At 74.4% G+C, this 13421-nt stretch carries 16 protein-coding genes; all 16 read right to left on the bottom strand.

The features are described from left to right. Window positions 1–93 precede the first annotated feature (93 nt). Window positions 94–264, bottom strand: coding sequence for a hypothetical protein (locus ACFOWE_RS05735; RefSeq protein ID WP_377285875.1), 171 nt, complete (start codon window positions 262–264; stop codon window positions 94–96). Window positions 265–416: 152 nt separating this feature from the next. Further along, complete coding sequence (locus ACFOWE_RS05730) at window positions 417–776, bottom strand: hypothetical protein (RefSeq protein ID WP_377285873.1); 360 nt, start codon at window positions 774–776, stop codon at window positions 417–419. 14 nt (window positions 777–790) lie between these two features. Further along, window positions 791–1741: a thiopeptide-type bacteriocin biosynthesis protein gene (locus tag ACFOWE_RS05725; RefSeq protein WP_377285871.1), complete on the bottom strand. Its 951-nt coding sequence runs from the start codon at window positions 1739–1741 to the stop codon at window positions 791–793. Beyond that, entirely contained in the window at window positions 1738–4269 is a 2532-nt protein-coding gene (locus ACFOWE_RS05720) for a hypothetical protein (protein ID WP_377285870.1), read from the bottom strand. Before ACFOWE_RS05720 ends, ACFOWE_RS05725 begins: the two co-directional genes overlap by 4 nt. Window positions 4270–4271: 2 nt before the next feature. Then, window positions 4272–5342 (bottom strand): PqqD family peptide modification chaperone, encoded by a 1071-nt coding sequence (locus tag ACFOWE_RS05715; RefSeq protein ID WP_377285869.1) that lies wholly within the window; start codon window positions 5340–5342, stop codon window positions 4272–4274. A 245-nt stretch (window positions 5343–5587) separates the two neighbouring features. Further along, window positions 5588–5779: a thiocillin family RiPP gene (locus ACFOWE_RS05710; RefSeq protein WP_377285867.1), complete on the bottom strand. Its 192-nt coding sequence runs from the start codon at window positions 5777–5779 to the stop codon at window positions 5588–5590. Window positions 5780–5879: 100 nt separating this feature from the next. Continuing rightward, window positions 5880–6071, bottom strand: coding sequence for a thiocillin family RiPP (locus tag ACFOWE_RS05705; RefSeq protein ID WP_377285866.1), 192 nt, complete (start codon window positions 6069–6071; stop codon window positions 5880–5882). A gap of 18 nt (window positions 6072–6089) precedes the next feature. Further along, complete coding sequence (locus ACFOWE_RS05700) at window positions 6090–6272, bottom strand: thiocillin family RiPP (RefSeq protein WP_377285865.1); 183 nt, start codon at window positions 6270–6272, stop codon at window positions 6090–6092. A 31-nt stretch (window positions 6273–6303) separates the two neighbouring features. Further along, the gene (locus ACFOWE_RS05695; protein ID WP_377285864.1) at window positions 6304–6474 is read right to left on the bottom strand and encodes a thiocillin family RiPP; all 171 of its coding nucleotides are present in this window, start codon (window positions 6472–6474) and stop codon (window positions 6304–6306) included. Window positions 6475–6696: 222 nt separating this feature from the next. Then, the gene (locus tag ACFOWE_RS05690; RefSeq protein WP_377285863.1) at window positions 6697–6876 is read right to left on the bottom strand and encodes a thiocillin family RiPP; all 180 of its coding nucleotides are present in this window, start codon (window positions 6874–6876) and stop codon (window positions 6697–6699) included. 61 nt (window positions 6877–6937) lie between these two features. Then, window positions 6938–7669, bottom strand: a complete 732-nt coding sequence (locus tag ACFOWE_RS05685; protein ID WP_377285862.1) for a hypothetical protein — start codon at window positions 7667–7669, stop codon at window positions 6938–6940. Then, window positions 7666–9420: a TOMM precursor leader peptide-binding protein gene (locus tag ACFOWE_RS05680; protein ID WP_377285861.1), complete on the bottom strand. Its 1755-nt coding sequence runs from the start codon at window positions 9418–9420 to the stop codon at window positions 7666–7668. The genes ACFOWE_RS05685 and ACFOWE_RS05680 overlap by 4 nt, the downstream gene beginning before the upstream one ends. Window positions 9421–9428: 8 nt before the next feature. Next, entirely contained in the window at window positions 9429–10088 is a 660-nt protein-coding gene (locus tag ACFOWE_RS05675; protein WP_377285860.1) for a TOMM precursor leader peptide-binding protein, read from the bottom strand. A gap of 15 nt (window positions 10089–10103) precedes the next feature. Further along, window positions 10104–11609 (bottom strand): YcaO-like family protein, encoded by a 1506-nt coding sequence (locus tag ACFOWE_RS05670; protein WP_377285858.1) that lies wholly within the window; start codon window positions 11607–11609, stop codon window positions 10104–10106. After that, on the bottom strand, window positions 11606–12409 hold the full coding sequence (locus ACFOWE_RS05665; RefSeq protein ID WP_377285857.1) for an ABC transporter permease: 804 nt from the start codon (window positions 12407–12409) through the stop codon (window positions 11606–11608). The genes ACFOWE_RS05670 and ACFOWE_RS05665 overlap by 4 nt, the downstream gene beginning before the upstream one ends. Further along, complete coding sequence (locus ACFOWE_RS05660; RefSeq protein WP_377285856.1) at window positions 12406–13413, bottom strand: ABC transporter ATP-binding protein; 1008 nt, start codon at window positions 13411–13413, stop codon at window positions 12406–12408. Before ACFOWE_RS05660 ends, ACFOWE_RS05665 begins: the two co-directional genes overlap by 4 nt. Window positions 13414–13421: the final 8 nt, after the last annotated feature.

Here is a 13421-nt window from a genome sequence, read left to right as displayed (position 1 = left end):
GGGACCCGGAGAAGCAACCGGCGCTGACGGGACCCCGGAGAAGCGGAAAGCCCCGGGCTCGGCCCGGGGCTACAGGTCGGCGACTTCGCCGGATCAGATCCAGTCGTCGTCGTTCGTGCGGTCGCCGGGCGGCTGCTTGTCGCAGAAGCCCGGCACTGACTTGCACACCGCGGAGGCGCCCGCCGCGGGCGCGTCGATCCCGGCGGCCCCGAAGAGGGCTCCACAAGCGATGGCGGCCAGCAGCACCTGAACCTTACGAAGCACGGGGTCTCCTCTTATCCGTTGTGCGTTCCGCGGTGGACGAGACCCACGGTAGGGGCGAGCGATTTCTCCGCTATTTTCATGCTCTGCGGGCCCGGAAAACCGAAGAGGCCCCCGCCGTCGGCGGGAGCCTCTCCTCCGGTCGTCCGGGCCGGTCAGCCGCGCCCCTGCCGCACCGCCGCGACCAGCAGGACGAGCGCCACCAGGGCGCCGGCAGCCGCCCACGCCCACGTGTGGCCGGCCTCCTGGAGCCGCACGGCGCCGAACATGACGGCGAAGAACACCGCGGCGGCCCCTCCGGCGTACTTGACCGGGAGCTCGGCCCGCCGTCCCGCCTTCCGGACGGCCAGCGCCGCCTGGACCGAGCCGACGATCAGCAGCGCCAGCCCGACGCCCCAGATCCACGCGGCGTGCGCGACGACGGTGAGCCCGCACCCGAGCACGAGCGCGCCCGCGGCCGCCAGGAGCAGACCGCGGCGGACCGCGGCGGTGGTCGTCTCTGTCGAGGTGGTCATCGTCTCTCCTTGGTTCATCCGATGCGTTCCTTCGCCTTCACTTCTCGACCGGCCGCGATGATGCCGAGCAGAGCCTCCTCCCTGGGCAGGAAACCCAACCGGTTCATCATCATGTGCGACTGGTGGAATACCAAGTGCTGAGGTGTCAGCCCGACGTGCATCCGGTGGGCCCGCACCAGCGAGTCGTCGATCACCTGGCCCCAGCGGCGCAGCCACGGGTCCACCGCGCTGTCGGCGCGCAGCGCGCCCGCGAACGCGCGCACGCCGTGCGCGTCCTGCTCGGCATGGCGCCGCAGCTCCGCCTGGAGCTCGGGGGCGTGCCGCGCCAGGTCGGCCGTCCACCAGGCGAGGTGGCGCTCCCAGTAGCGCTCCCAGCCCACCAGTTGCCTCCGCCGGTCGGCGGGCGGCAGCACCGGCTCCGGGCTGAGGTCCCCGGGACGGCCCTCGATCAGCGCCCGCACGGCCTCCTGGAGCAGGAGCACGGCGAACGAGGCCCGCTCCGGGATCTTGCGGAACCGGGTCGTGGCCCAGATCGCCAGGTCGCTGGAGAACTCGAAGACCCGCTCGGCGAGCTCGACGCCCTGCGGCCCGCCGTACTTGCCGTACTCGGGCTCGTACAGCCCCGAGGCCAGGCCGGTGCCGGAGTCGCCGAGCATGCGGCGCATGGGGATCGACGTCAGCCAGGCGGCCTCCTCCACCACCTCGGCCAGCACGGCGTCGGCGTGGCGCTGCACCCGGGCCAGCGACCGGTGCATCCGGTCGACGGTCTCCCGGGGGCCGAAGACCCGCACCCGCAGGTGGGGCCCGGACGGGTCGGTGTACCGGATGAAGAACCAGCGGACGGCGCCGTGCGCCCGCGCCTCCGCCACCAGGGGCGGCAGCACCTCGGTGACCAGCAGGTCGCTGGCCGCGAAGCCGCCCGTGTACAGCCGGACGAACCACCACTCGGGCGTGTCGAGTGTCATCCCCGGCCCGCTTCCGGCCGGGGGCGGTCCCAGCGCAGGTACGACACGTGCTCCACCGCGTGCCGGCCGCCGTCCGGGCCCCGCAGCCAGTAGCCGTCCGGGCCCGGCAGCGACTCGGCCAGCGACATCGCCACCACCCCGTCGACGGCCAGGCTCGCGGCGGCGTGCAGCGAGTGCGGGCTGCGGAAGTCCAGCAGCACGGGCTTGCGCTTGCCGTGCTCCAGCGAGATCCCCGGCGTCTCCAGCGAGAGGAAGACCTCGTCGGGGACGCCGAGCCGCCGCCGCCACCGGTCGGCCCGGAGGAAGTAGCCGGCCGCGTCCTCCCCGCGCTCCGGGCGGGGGAAGTCGGCGGGGCGGACCCGCCAGGTCGCCCGCTTGGTCACGACCCGCCCGAACCCCTGGCGGGCGGCCGTCTCCACCTCGCCGGCGGGCTCGCTCACCCGCTCGGACGGGGCGCGCGCGCAGGAGAGCCGGCTGCCCAGCACCCACGGGTCCCCGATCACCATCAGATAGCGGGCCGGGCCCAGGACCATGTGCTGCGGCACGACCCCCATGTAGACCGGGGCCACGGGAGCGCCGTGCGGGTCGAGCAGGGTGAGCGTGTCCGTCGCGGCGTCGTGGACGACGGACAGCTCGCTGACCGCGAGCGCGTCGCCGCCGTCGGCGAGCGGCAGCTCGCTGGGCCAGGTGAGCGCCGGGATCGTGCCGCAGCAGGCGTACTGCAGGCCGTTGACGTCCGCGGAGATCACCAGCTCGCGCGGCTGGGCCTCCGGGAAGTTCTCGCCCGTCCAGGCGCGCAGCCGGCCGGCCAGCCCGTCCGGGCCGCCGAGCACGGTGCGGAAGCGCGCCACCAGGCCGCCGGAGCCGGCGTTGAACTGGTTGACCACCAGGCGGTGCTCTCCGCGGCGCAGCGCCTCCTCGGACTCCGCCACGACCTGGTAGGCGACGGCCGCGGTGGGCGGCGCCGAGCTCGGCCCCACCGGCAGCCACGCGCGCTCGGTGGCGCGGCCCCGGGTCTGCGCGTCGGCGCGGACGGCCGCGTAGAGCCGGCGGGTGAGGTCGGGGGTGTCGGAGACCTCCATGCAGAAGCGCAGGGCGTCCGGGCAGCGCCCGCCGGCGCCGTACCGCTCGACGAAGATCTCGACCAGCATGTCGTACATGTGGCTGCGGAAGATCGTCGGCCGCATGCGCCCGGCCAGCTCGCGCAGGTCGGCCTCGACCGCGTCACCGAGCGGGGGGACCTCCACGACCGCCTCGGCGTCGTCGTAGACGGCGAAGCCGGTGCGGTCCGCGGCGACGCCGAGGCGCCCCATCTCCTCGCGTGCCCGCTCGGCCATCGCCTCCAGCGTCTCCACCCGCCGCGGCCCGTCGTGGTCGGCGAGTCCCGACGCGTCGGCGTGGAGCCGGCGGAGCATCCGGGCCGTGGCCGCGGCGTACTCGGTGCCGACCCGCTGCACGGTGTCGGCGACGGCGAGCAGCGGGGCGGGGTCCCCGCGCCGCCACGGCGCCACCACGCGGAGCATCCCGGCGTCCAGCAGCCGCTGCAGCGCGGCGAAGGGGTCGGCGCCGCCCAGCCGGATCATGTACTCGGCGGCTCCCGCGCGGCCGATCCCGGCCAGCGACTGCACGACCTTCCGGTAGACGGCGATGTCGGTCATCTCGTCGGTGCGCCAGGCGAAGGCGTCCCCGATCCGGTACGCCGACACCAGAGCCTTCGGCTCGCCGTCGATCGTCCGCACCGCGTCGATCGGCTCCAGTTCGAAGGCGGTCACCAGCCGCTCGTCCCTGACCAGCGCGTGGAGCCAGGCGAAGACGTGCGTCTGGGAGAGCGCGGTGTTGCTGCGGCCCCCGCTGGGCCTGCCGTACAGGCCGACGCCGGTGAAGGTGGAGAAGGGGCTGGTCTTGCGCGCCGCCCGGACCGCGTAGGAGAGCACCGAGCGCGAGGTCTTGCTGCCGGGGTGGAACGCCTCGACGTCGACGTGCCTGAGCAGGTCGGCGCTGGCGTGGGCGATGCCGGTCGAGAGCGCGGGGGCGGACAGCAGGTCGCGCAGCCGCCGCCCGGCCTCGTGCGTCTCCCGCCCGTAGACGGCGGGCAGCCGGTCGAGCAGGCGGTCGCGGGCCAGCGCGGCGGCCGCCCACCGGCGGAACAGGTCCGCGCCGCCGCCGGGCAGGGCGGCGGCGATGCGCTCCAGGGCCGCCTCCTCGACCCGGAGCGGCTTGTCGCTGCGGGTGGCCCGCCGGACCTTCAGCACGGTACGGCGCAGCCCCGGGTCGTGGTCGAGCAGCGGGACCAGCCGGTACAGGGCGTCGCTGACCTCGTCCGCCGTCGCGGCGAGGAACGCCTCGTGCCCGGCGACCTCGTCGAGCAGCGCGCCGGTCCCGGTCAGGCCGAGGTCCACGGCGGTGACCGGGAGCCCGCAGACCCGGTCCACCCGCAGGCCGGCCGGGACGGAGGCCCGGGCGGAGGCGGGGGCCGGGGCGGAGGCGGGGGCCGGGGCCGGGGCGGGAGTGGAGGCGGGAAGGGTCATGGTCACGAGAACAGCCCTCCGATCATGGTCCACAGGTTGTTGACGACGAGGACGGCGAGACCGACCGCGTACACCAGGCACAGGCCTCCGAAAGTCAGGTAGCCCGCCCGCTTCCAGCCCCCCAGGCCGTGCATGCTGGAGGGCAGCGGGCTGCGCAGCACCACGTGCGCCAGATAGGCGAACGCCCGGCCGCGCAGGTTGACCGCCCTGACCGCCGCCGCGACCGCGTGGTAGCCGTCCGAGGGGAGCAGGGGGTTGAGGTTGACGATGGTGAGCAGCGCCTGGAAGACGAGCAGCACGTAGGCGATGTCGCCGACCGGCCCGGCGACCGTCAGCGCGACCACTCCCGTGACCCCGAACCAGACTTGGTCGCTGAAGGGCCCGGCGAGCGCGATCATCACCCGGCCCGCCCTGCTCCTGATCCGGTAGGCGTCGGTCCTGTCGACGTAGGCGACCGGCATGAAGTAGAGCATGAGCCCCACGCCGGCCTCTCTGATCGGAGCGCGTAGGTACTGGCAGGCCAGCGCGTGCGCGGCCTCGTGGAAGATGACCTGGACGATGAGGATCGGCAGGGCCACCCACCACAGCGCCGGGTAGGAGCGGCCCTCGGGGTGGGTGAGCGCGTAGCCGCCGACCAGCAGCCCGGCCAGCACCAGCGCCAGCACGGCGCCGGTCAGCACGCGCGGGGGGATCCGGCGCAGCACCGCGGCGATCGGCTCCATGATGTGCTCGATCCGGCCGGTCAGCTTGAGCCTGGGCATGTGCTCGCGCAGCGAGAAGCGCAGGATCCGGGAGCGGCGGTCCGCCTCCTGCGGTTCGACGGTGAGCACGCCCGCCTGGCGGAGGTCGCCGAGGAAGGCGTCGATGCGCCCGCGCAGGTCCTCGCGGTCGCCGGCGAGCCGGGCGGTGATCGCGGCCCCGGTCCTGCTCCCGTCGAGCAGGTCGAGCATGCGCACCCCGGCCGGGGTGAGGGCGACGTAACGCCCGGTGGCCGCGTTGAACAACAGCGGCCGGTCGTCGATACCGGTGATGACCTCGACGTCCGGCCGGAGCTGGAGGGGGATGGTGTTCATCCAGTCGGTTTCCGCAGCGACCGTGCCATGCGCTGCGGTTCCGGCGGGGTTATGCTGAGTGGCGGATCGCATAGTGCGCCTTTCTGGTCTTCGCCTCGAGCGTGCTGCCTTCACGCTCGGCGCGTGTGGAGTCGGAGCCGGCCGCCTGCGCCGACAGTGCCGGGACCTGTGGCGGGTCCCGGCACTTCGTGTTCCGCGGTGTGTCGCCCGCTCCGGCCGCCTGCCGGCGCCGGAGCCCGCCCCGGCTAGTTGCCGGTGCTGGAGAAGGACGACGCCGTGCTGGCCGACGAGGCCGGGCAGCTCGCGCTGCCGCCGGTGAAGGCCGTGTTGGCGGTGGTGAAGCCGGCGGAGGTGACCTCACCGAGCTCCTCGGCGCCCACCTCCTCGGCGGCCAGGTCGATCCGGTCGGCGTCCGGGGTCCGGTTCTGCTCGCTCATCTTCGTGTTCCTTTCGTCATCGGGTCGTCGCGGGGGCCGGATGCCGCGGGAGCGCTGCCTTCGTTCCCGGGGCATCCGGCGGGGTGCGTTCCGGTTACCGTCAGCCGCCGCTGCTGGAGAAGGTCGACGCCGTGCTGGCCGAGGAGCCCGGGCAGCTGGCGGTGCCGCCGGTGAAGGCCGTGTTGGCGGTGGTGAAGCCGGCGGAGGTGACCTCACCGAGCTCCTCGGCGCCCACCTCCTCGGCGGCCAGGTCGATCCGGTCGGCGTCCGGGGTCTGGTTCTGCTCGCTCATCTGACTCTCCTGTCCGGTTCAGCCGAAAGACGAGGCGCTGGAGGCGCTGGAGCTGGTGGAGGCGGGGCAGGAGGCGGTGCCGGCGCAGCCGGCGCTGCTCCAGGTGCCGAGCAGGTTGGTGTCGGCGAGCTCCTCCACGGAGAGCTCCTCCGGCTCCTCGGCGTAGAGGTCGATGTCCTTGTTCTGGTCGTTGTCGGCCATTTCCTTCAGGTGCCTTTCTCGGAGGGTTCGGTCAGCCGAGCGAGGAGACGCTCGACGCGCTGGACACGGGGCAGGAGGCGGAGCCGGCGGTGCCGACGCTGCTGAGGGCGCCGACCGCGCCGAGCTGGTTCACCTCGTTGAGCTCGTCCGCCTGGAAGTCGGCGGGCTCCTCGGCGTAGAGGTCGATGTTCTTGTCGGTCATGTCGCTGTCCTTTCTGTAGGGGGTTCCTGATCTGCCGGGAAGTGTCGGACGGACATGGCAGAACAGGGTGTTCAGGCCGTGCTCGCGGTGCTCAGGGAGCCCAGCAGCGTCGTCTCGTTGAGCTGGTACAGGTAGAGCTCGTCGTCGCCGATCTCCTCGGCGAACAGGTCCATGTCCATTTCCGTCACCTCCTCAGCGGGTCAGTCGGTCAGGCGGGGACTATCACCCGTAGCTGCTGGCGGTGGTCGCCGAGCTGGCCGAGCTGACCGGGCAGGAGGCGGAGCTGGTCGAGGAGGCCGTGCTGAGGGAGGCCAGGGCGGTGTCGCCCGGCAGGTCGTCCGCCTGCAGCTCGGCGAGGTCCTCGGCGTAGAGGTCGACCGACTCTTCGGGGTTGTGGGCCATGTGCCCACTCCTTTCTCGTGTGTTTCTCGGTTTCCCGTACGGCGGGCGCCGTACGGAGGTCTCAGGGGCGCGGGTGGCCGAGGGAGACGGCGAACAGCTGCCGCTGCCGGTAGCCGTCCAGGTCCACCAGCGGGCGCAGGCCCGACTGGAGGAAGCCCGCGAAGACGCTGCCCACCAGCCCGTACGCGCTCGCGTGGATCAGGGCCGTGTACGCGAGCCCGGACGCCCTGGCCATCAGCGACCGGTGGCCGTGGGAGCCGTGCCGGGCCAGCGCGGTGGAGAGCGACCCGGTGACGGCGAGGATGACGGGGCTGGCGGCGTACTCGATCTGCAGCACCATCTCCTCCGCCGCCCGTCCGTCCGCCAGGCCGGCCAGCGGCACCAGCCGGGCGCCGTCCTCGTCGGCCCGGTAGACGGCCTGCTCCAGGCCGGCGACGGCGCGGGCGGCGACGAGCACGCCGAGCTCGTGCCCGGCCGCGCAGTCGTCGGGCCAGCCCTCCCGGTCCGCCCGGAACGCCGCGGCGAGGCTCGCCGCGACCACCTCGACCGGGACCGCCCGGTCGGCGTAGTCGCGGACCGAGACGCGGCCGGCGAGGACGTCCTCCAGCGGTCTGCCGGACGGCGGGGCCGCGACCGGGCGCACCTGCGCCAGGTCCGTCCCGGCGCCGCGCGGGCCCACCGGCCGGACCCGGGCCGTGCCGCCCGCCGGCCCCCTCCGCACGTCCTCGGCCGTCAGCCGGCTCTCCTCCCGCAGCCGGGTGAAGATCGTGACGTGATCGCGCAGGACGGTCATCGTGCCTCCTCCGTCCTCGGGTTGACCGCGAGGACCGCGGTGATCGGTTCTGTGTCGGGGTCGACGGACAGGAGCGCGGCGAGCGCCGCGTCGTCCCAGCGCGGCACCACGCGGGTGGCGATCCCCCGCTCGGCCGCGACCAGGCGGAGCTGGGCGAGGGCCACGCCGCCGTCCAGGTGGACGACCCGCCAGGCGAAGGTGGAGTACTTGGACGCCACCCGGTTCAGGGCGCCGGTGACCACGATGACCGCCTCGGCGTCGGCCACTCCCTCGACCGGCTCGTACGGGTCGGCCCAGATCAGGTCGGCGAGCCGGTGGGTGTCGACGCGGTAGCCGTACACCGCGGGGTCGAGGCCGTCGACGTCGCGGGCGATCACGTGGAGCTGCGCCGAGCCGAGGTTGCCCCCGGTCGGGGCCCAGCGCTGGACCTTGCGGGACTCGCCCGTCCCGTCGTCGCGCAGTCCGCCGGCCCGCCGCAGCAGCGCGCCCAGGGAGGCGACGTCCAGGCGCCGGCCCCCGGCGACCAGCGTGCTCGCCGGGACCGGGCCGGAGCGGTCCTGCTCCGGCGTGTCGGGCAGCGGGACGTACCGCGCGGACGGCCAGCGCTTGCACTCGACCTGGAGCGCGATGTTCCCGGGCCGGTAGTGCACCTGGTGGTCGCGGGGGTTGGTGAGGCTGCGGGGCGGGAAGGCGACCGACTCCTCGTAGGCGAGCGCGGCGGGCACCTCGGGCTCCGGCGTGCCGCCGTCGCCGCAGCGGGGGCAGCCGGGCAGCCCCGCGAGCGGGTAGGAGCGCTGGTGCCAGCCGGTCAGGTCTACCCGGACCAGGCCGTGCAGCGTGTGCGTGGACCCGACCCTGGCCAGCAGCGCGACCGCCTCCGCCGCGACGAGCGCCGCGGTCAGGTCCGCCGCCAGCTCCGGGTCCGGCTCCGTCCGCTCCGGGACCTCGTGCGCCTCCCCGGTGTCCCGCTGGACGGCCACGCACCGCGCGCAGGCGGTGAAGGAGGTGTCGACGTACGGTCCCAGCCAGGCGACGCCGCCGTCCAGGCGCAGCGGCAGGATCGGCACGCCCGGCCCGGCGTCGTGGTCCCCCGACAGGATGAGCAGGTCCGCTCCCGCCGCCCCGCCGTCCCGGGCCGTCGTGTCGAGCCCGGTGCCGGTCACCGTGTCGATCACAGCGCCGGCCGTCGTGCCGGTCACCGTGCCGGCCGTCGTGCCGGTCACGGTGTCGATCACGGTGCCGATCCCGCCGTCCAGCAGCGCCCGCCGTACGGCGTCCGCCAGCCGGGGGTCGTCCACGGCCAGCGCGACCCGGGCCGCGGCGAGCCTGCGTGCCGCCTCTCCCCCGGAGACGTTGACCCGGCTGGAGTCGATGGACCGGCTCAGGAAGACCGCGCTCGGCTTGGGTGTGCCCTCCGGCATCCCCGGTCCGGCGGCGTCCTCCAGCATGCCGCAGGTGTAGAGCAGGGACAGAGCCTGGTGCAGGTGCGCCGGCGGCAGGTCCAGGTCGGCGGCGAGCTCGGCCGCCTCCCGGCGCCCGTCCAGCTCGGGCAGGAGCCGGGGGATCAGCGTCCGGGCCGCGGTGCCGCGCAGGGCCTGCCGGGTGGGGGTGCCCTCGACCAGCAGCCCGTCGGGGAGGGGCAGGGTCACCAGGCCGGGGACGAGGCGGGGGCGGAGCGGCATCCGGAACTGCGGGTCGAAGGCCACCGCGTGGCTCATCGCCTCGGCGGGGATCAGGCTCGGTTCAGCCATCGGTCGTCCTATCCGTGGGTCGGGGCGAGCAGCCCGGGCAGTTCGTTCGCGAGGTCCCGCCACGTCGACTCCCGCTGGTCGGGCGTGGTACGGCAGCGGCGGCAGCCGTGCACCCCGACGACCGTGGAGCGGCTCAGGCCGCCGTCCAGCAGGTGGAAGTGGCGGACGTGGCCCGCTTCGGCGGCTCCGCCGTCGCCGAGGACCGACTCCAGGAGCTGCACGGTGAGCAGCGCGGCCAGCTCGACGTGGTGGGGCAGGTGCCCGCCGGGCCCGAGGGCGGGGTCGGCGGTGTAGGCGTCCGCCAGCAGGTCGGTCAGCCGGTGGCCCGCGTCGTGCTGCCGGCGCCGGGTCCGGAAGCAGCGGGCGCAGGCGCCGTGCCCCGGGGCGACGACCGGTCCGACCCTGAGCCGGGGGTGTTCCACGACGACCGGGAACCAGGGCGTCCGGTAGGCGGACGACGCCCCGTCGAGGGCCTCCTCCAGCCTCGGCGCGGGCCGGAAGGCGGCGAGCACGCGGACGCGGGCGTTGGGCCAGACCGACGGGTCGAGGTAGCCGTGCTCGTCGGCCGGGGTGACGGCCACGCCGCCGGGGTCGGCGGCGCGCTCGCGCACCCGCTCGGCCACGGCCGCGCCGAAGGCGCCCAGGGTGATCATGTGGAGCGTGCGCATCGTGGTCTCCTCCTCTCAGGCGAAGGGCTGGGGCAGCGGGTTGAGGTCGGCCTCGGCGTGCACCGGGTAGCCGAGGCGGGCCGGCGCCTCGTAGAGGCGGGGGTGGGCGGTGTAGCGGGCGGTGTGCACGAACGAGAGCGGCATGAGCTGCGGGATGATCACCCGGACCACCCGGAAGCCCACGTCCCTGGCCTCGTCGGTGGTCAGCTCGACGGCGACCACGTCGCAGCCGGCCGCCCCGAGCCGGTCCACCAGCAGGCGCAGGTCCCCCTCCGCGGTCCCGGTGGACAGGCGGGGCATCCCCGACAGCGGGCGCCGTTCCGCGCCGTCCAGCAGGAAGGCGAAGTCACCGACCCGCTCGGGCGCGCCCATGTAGGAGGCTCCGTGGAAGACGTTGAGGAAGTCGTCGGGGTTCTCCGGCCGGGGCCGGGGGACCTGCATGGCGATCCTGGAGGACGCCGACTCCCGCATGATCTTCCCGATCGAGGTGACCGGGTCCAGGTCGGTGTTGCACATCACCAGCTGGCCCAGGACCTCGTTGTCCGGGGTCAGGTCGATGGAGTAGACCGTCGGGATGCCGAGGTCGGTCGTGGCGTCGAAGAAGAGCGTCCGCACGTGGCCGGCGCGGTGCCGCTCCGCGTAGGGCGCGAGCCGTTCGGGGATCTCGTCCAGCTCGATGCGGGGCCAGGGGATGCGCTGGAGCCAGGTCAGGGCGATCGAGTCGCGCTCCACCACCTCGCAGATCGCCCCGACGAGCGCGGCGGCGAGGTCGGAGTGGGCCGCGCAGCCGGTCGAGATCGGCGAGGTGAACCGCTCGGCGGCCGACTTGGCCTTGATGTGCATCCAGACCATGACCGCCGGCACCCAGACCGGCCGGTTCCCGGTGAGCGACCAGCCGCGGGCCCAGCGCATCGGGCCGGCCGGGTCGGGAGCGGTGACGATGCTCCTGGGGTGGGCCAGCTCCCGGGGCGCGCAGCGCGGCACCGTGCCGAGGTCCAGCGCCTCGTCCCCGAGCTCCTCCGCGGTGGCCCACCGCAGGGCCGACTCGTCGAAGACGCAGCTGGAGTAGCGCTCCAGCGACTCGGCGACGCACAGCCGGGCCGCCCGCTCGGCGTCGAGCCCGCCGCCGGCTCCGTCCATGCCCCCGCGGATGTCGGATCCGGCGGCGGACTCGGCGATGTTGGCCGCGACCGCGGTCAGGTCGCCCATCGAGGCGGTGAAGATGGCGAACCTGGGCTCGCCCGGGTGGTTGGGCAGCTGCTGCACGCGGCTGGCCATGCCGTAGGAGCCGACCAGGCGGTCGAGTTCGGCCAGCGCGCCCAGGGACGCGCGCCGGTCCGTGTCCGTGCCCGGGGCCGTGTCCGGGGCCGTGTCCGGGGCCGTGTCCGAGGCCGTGCCCGGGGTCGTGTCCGAGGCCGTGCCCGGGGTCGTGTCCGTGTCCGTGCCCGGGGTCGTGTCCGAGGCCGTGCCCGGGGTCGTGTCCGGAGCCGTGTCCGGGGATTCCGCGAACCGGGTCGTCATCGCTTCTCACCGTCCGTCCAGCTGAACAGGGCGACGGCCGCGGCGGCGGCGGCGACCGCCACCCCCGCCATCACCAGCCAGGCGGTGACGATCGGGCCGCCGGCCACGCCGACCAGGTCCTGGCGGAGCGCGTCGGCGAAGTAGGTGGTGGGCAGGTGCCCGGCGACGGAGCGCAGCCCCTCGGGGAAGATCTCCATCGGCAGGAAGACCCCCGAGAGCATCAGCGTCACCGGCATGACCAGCGCCAGCAGGCCGTTGGCGAGCTCGGGGTTGCGCATCCGGGCCGCGACCAGATAGCCGACCGCGAAGAGCATGGCCAGCCCGAGGGCGCAGGTGACCAGGAGCCGGCCGATCGCCGAGGGCTCCAGGAAACCGGTCGCCAGCGCCACCGCGGAGAGCGCGGCCAGCTGGCCGAGCGCGATGGCGAAGCGCACCGGCGCCTGCGCCAGGATGAAGGTCGTCCGGCTCAGCGGCGTCGTGCCCAGCATGCGCAGGGTCCCCTTCTGCCGCAGCGAGATCAACGGGGTCGCGGTGCCGAAGAAGGCCAGCGACATGAACGCCATCAGCAGCACCGCGGGGATGCCCGAGCGCACGGGGTCGAAGCCGCCCGGCCCGCCGGGGCCGCCACCGGGGTTGAGCATGCCCATGAACATGAACAGGCCCATGAAGATGAGGGGGAAGACCAGGACGAAGAAGAAGTTGCGGGGGTCCCGGATGAGCTCGCGGGCGTTGGCCCTGGTCAGCTCGGCGAACGCGCCCGCCGTCCGGCCGCCCGGCGCGGGGGCGGTGAGGGCGGTCATCGGCCGGCTCCGTTCCGCTCGGTGTTCCGCTCGGTGTTCCCCTCGGCGGGGGCGCTCCCGGGCCGCTCGGCCGCCAGTCTGAGGAACACGTCCTCCAGCCGGCCCGTGCGCACCTCGATGCGCCGGGCGCCCAGGCGGGCCGCCACCCGGACGACCTCGTCGGTGTCGCCGGTCGTGACCGTGACCTGCCCGTCCTGCGCGGAGACGCCGCTCACGCACTCCAGGGCCTCGATCTCGGCGAGGTCCGCGTCGGTCTCGAAGCACACCTCGTGGGCGACGCCGAGCCGGTGGACCAGCTCGCGGGGGGTGCCCAGCGCGACCAGCCGGCCGCCCACCACGATGCCCACCCGGTCGCAGAGCTCGGTGGCCTCCGTCATGTCGTGCGTGGTCAGGAGCACCGTGGTCCCCGCGGCGCGCTCGGCCCTGATCAGGTCCCACAGCTGCTGGCGCGCCTGCGGGTCCAGCCCGGCGGCGGGCTCGTCGAGGACGAGCACCCGGGGGTCGGCGATGACCGCGACCCCGAGGAGGAGACGCCGGCGCTGCCCGCCGGACAGGGCCTTGGTCCGCACGCGGGCCTGCTCCTCCAGGCCGATCCGGCGGAGCGTCTCGGCGACGGTGCGGGGCTCGGCGTACAGCGAGGCCCACAGCCGCAGCGTCTCCTCCACCGTCAGGGTGGGGAACAGCGACGCCTCCTGCGGCTGCACGCTCACCCGCCGGACGAACTCGCCGCGGTCGCGCAGCGGGTCGAGGCCGAGGACCGTGATGCCGCCCGCGGTCGGCTCGCGGAGGCCGACCAGGCACTCCACCGTGGTCGTCTTGCCCGCGCCGTTGGGCCCGAGCAGGCCGAAGACCTCTCCCGGGGCGATGGCCAGGCTCAGACCGTCGACGGCGAGATGGCCACCGTAGGTCTTCACCAGGCCGCTGATCTCAATCGCGGGTCTCTGGTCGGGACTGGCGGGTGACTCCGTGCGCTCGGCACGCTCCCCGCTGTCGAGCATTACCATGCCGTTCT

It is taken from the genome of Planomonospora corallina, from assembly GCF_042650625.1.
In the GTDB taxonomy this organism is placed as follows: Bacteria; Actinomycetota; Actinomycetes; order Streptosporangiales; family Streptosporangiaceae; genus Planomonospora_B; species Planomonospora_B corallina.
Note: the sequence above shows the minus strand (reverse complement) of the source record. Positions and strands in the feature narration are given on the sequence as shown.

What these genes read in the sequence shown, in the direction of transcription:
- ACFOWE_RS05705 (WP_377285866.1), bottom strand. Translation starts at nt 6,071, where the DNA reads ATGAGCGAGCAGAACCAGACCCCGGACGCCGACCGGATCGACCTGGCC.
- ACFOWE_RS05665 (WP_377285857.1), bottom strand. Translation starts at nt 12,409, where the DNA reads ATGACCGCCCTCACCGCCCCCGCGCCGGGCGGCCGGACGGCGGGCGCG.
- ACFOWE_RS05695 (WP_377285864.1), bottom strand. Translation starts at nt 6,474, where the DNA reads ATGACCGACAAGAACATCGACCTCTACGCCGAGGAGCCCGCCGACTTC.
- ACFOWE_RS05720 (WP_377285870.1), bottom strand. Translation starts at nt 4,269, where the DNA reads ATGACCCTTCCCGCCTCCACTCCCGCCCCGGCCCCGGCCCCCGCCTCC.
- ACFOWE_RS05690 (WP_377285863.1), bottom strand. Translation starts at nt 6,876, where the DNA reads ATGGCCCACAACCCCGAAGAGTCGGTCGACCTCTACGCCGAGGACCTC.
- ACFOWE_RS05700 (WP_377285865.1), bottom strand. Translation starts at nt 6,272, where the DNA reads ATGGCCGACAACGACCAGAACAAGGACATCGACCTCTACGCCGAGGAG.
- ACFOWE_RS05715 (WP_377285869.1), bottom strand. Translation starts at nt 5,342, where the DNA reads ATGAACACCATCCCCCTCCAGCTCCGGCCGGACGTCGAGGTCATCACC.
- ACFOWE_RS05730 (WP_377285873.1), bottom strand. Translation starts at nt 776, where the DNA reads ATGACCACCTCGACAGAGACGACCACCGCCGCGGTCCGCCGCGGTCTG.
- ACFOWE_RS05685 (WP_377285862.1), bottom strand. Translation starts at nt 7,669, where the DNA reads ATGACCGTCCTGCGCGATCACGTCACGATCTTCACCCGGCTGCGGGAG.
- ACFOWE_RS05680 (WP_377285861.1), bottom strand. Translation starts at nt 9,420, where the DNA reads ATGGCTGAACCGAGCCTGATCCCCGCCGAGGCGATGAGCCACGCGGTG.
- ACFOWE_RS05670 (WP_377285858.1), bottom strand. Translation starts at nt 11,609, where the DNA reads ATGACGACCCGGTTCGCGGAATCCCCGGACACGGCTCCGGACACGACC.
- ACFOWE_RS05660 (WP_377285856.1), bottom strand. Translation starts at nt 13,413, where the DNA reads ATGGTAATGCTCGACAGCGGGGAGCGTGCCGAGCGCACGGAGTCACCC.
- ACFOWE_RS05710 (WP_377285867.1), bottom strand. Translation starts at nt 5,779, where the DNA reads ATGAGCGAGCAGAACCGGACCCCGGACGCCGACCGGATCGACCTGGCC.
- ACFOWE_RS05725 (WP_377285871.1), bottom strand. Translation starts at nt 1,741, where the DNA reads ATGACACTCGACACGCCCGAGTGGTGGTTCGTCCGGCTGTACACGGGC.
- ACFOWE_RS05675 (WP_377285860.1), bottom strand. Translation starts at nt 10,088, where the DNA reads ATGCGCACGCTCCACATGATCACCCTGGGCGCCTTCGGCGCGGCCGTG.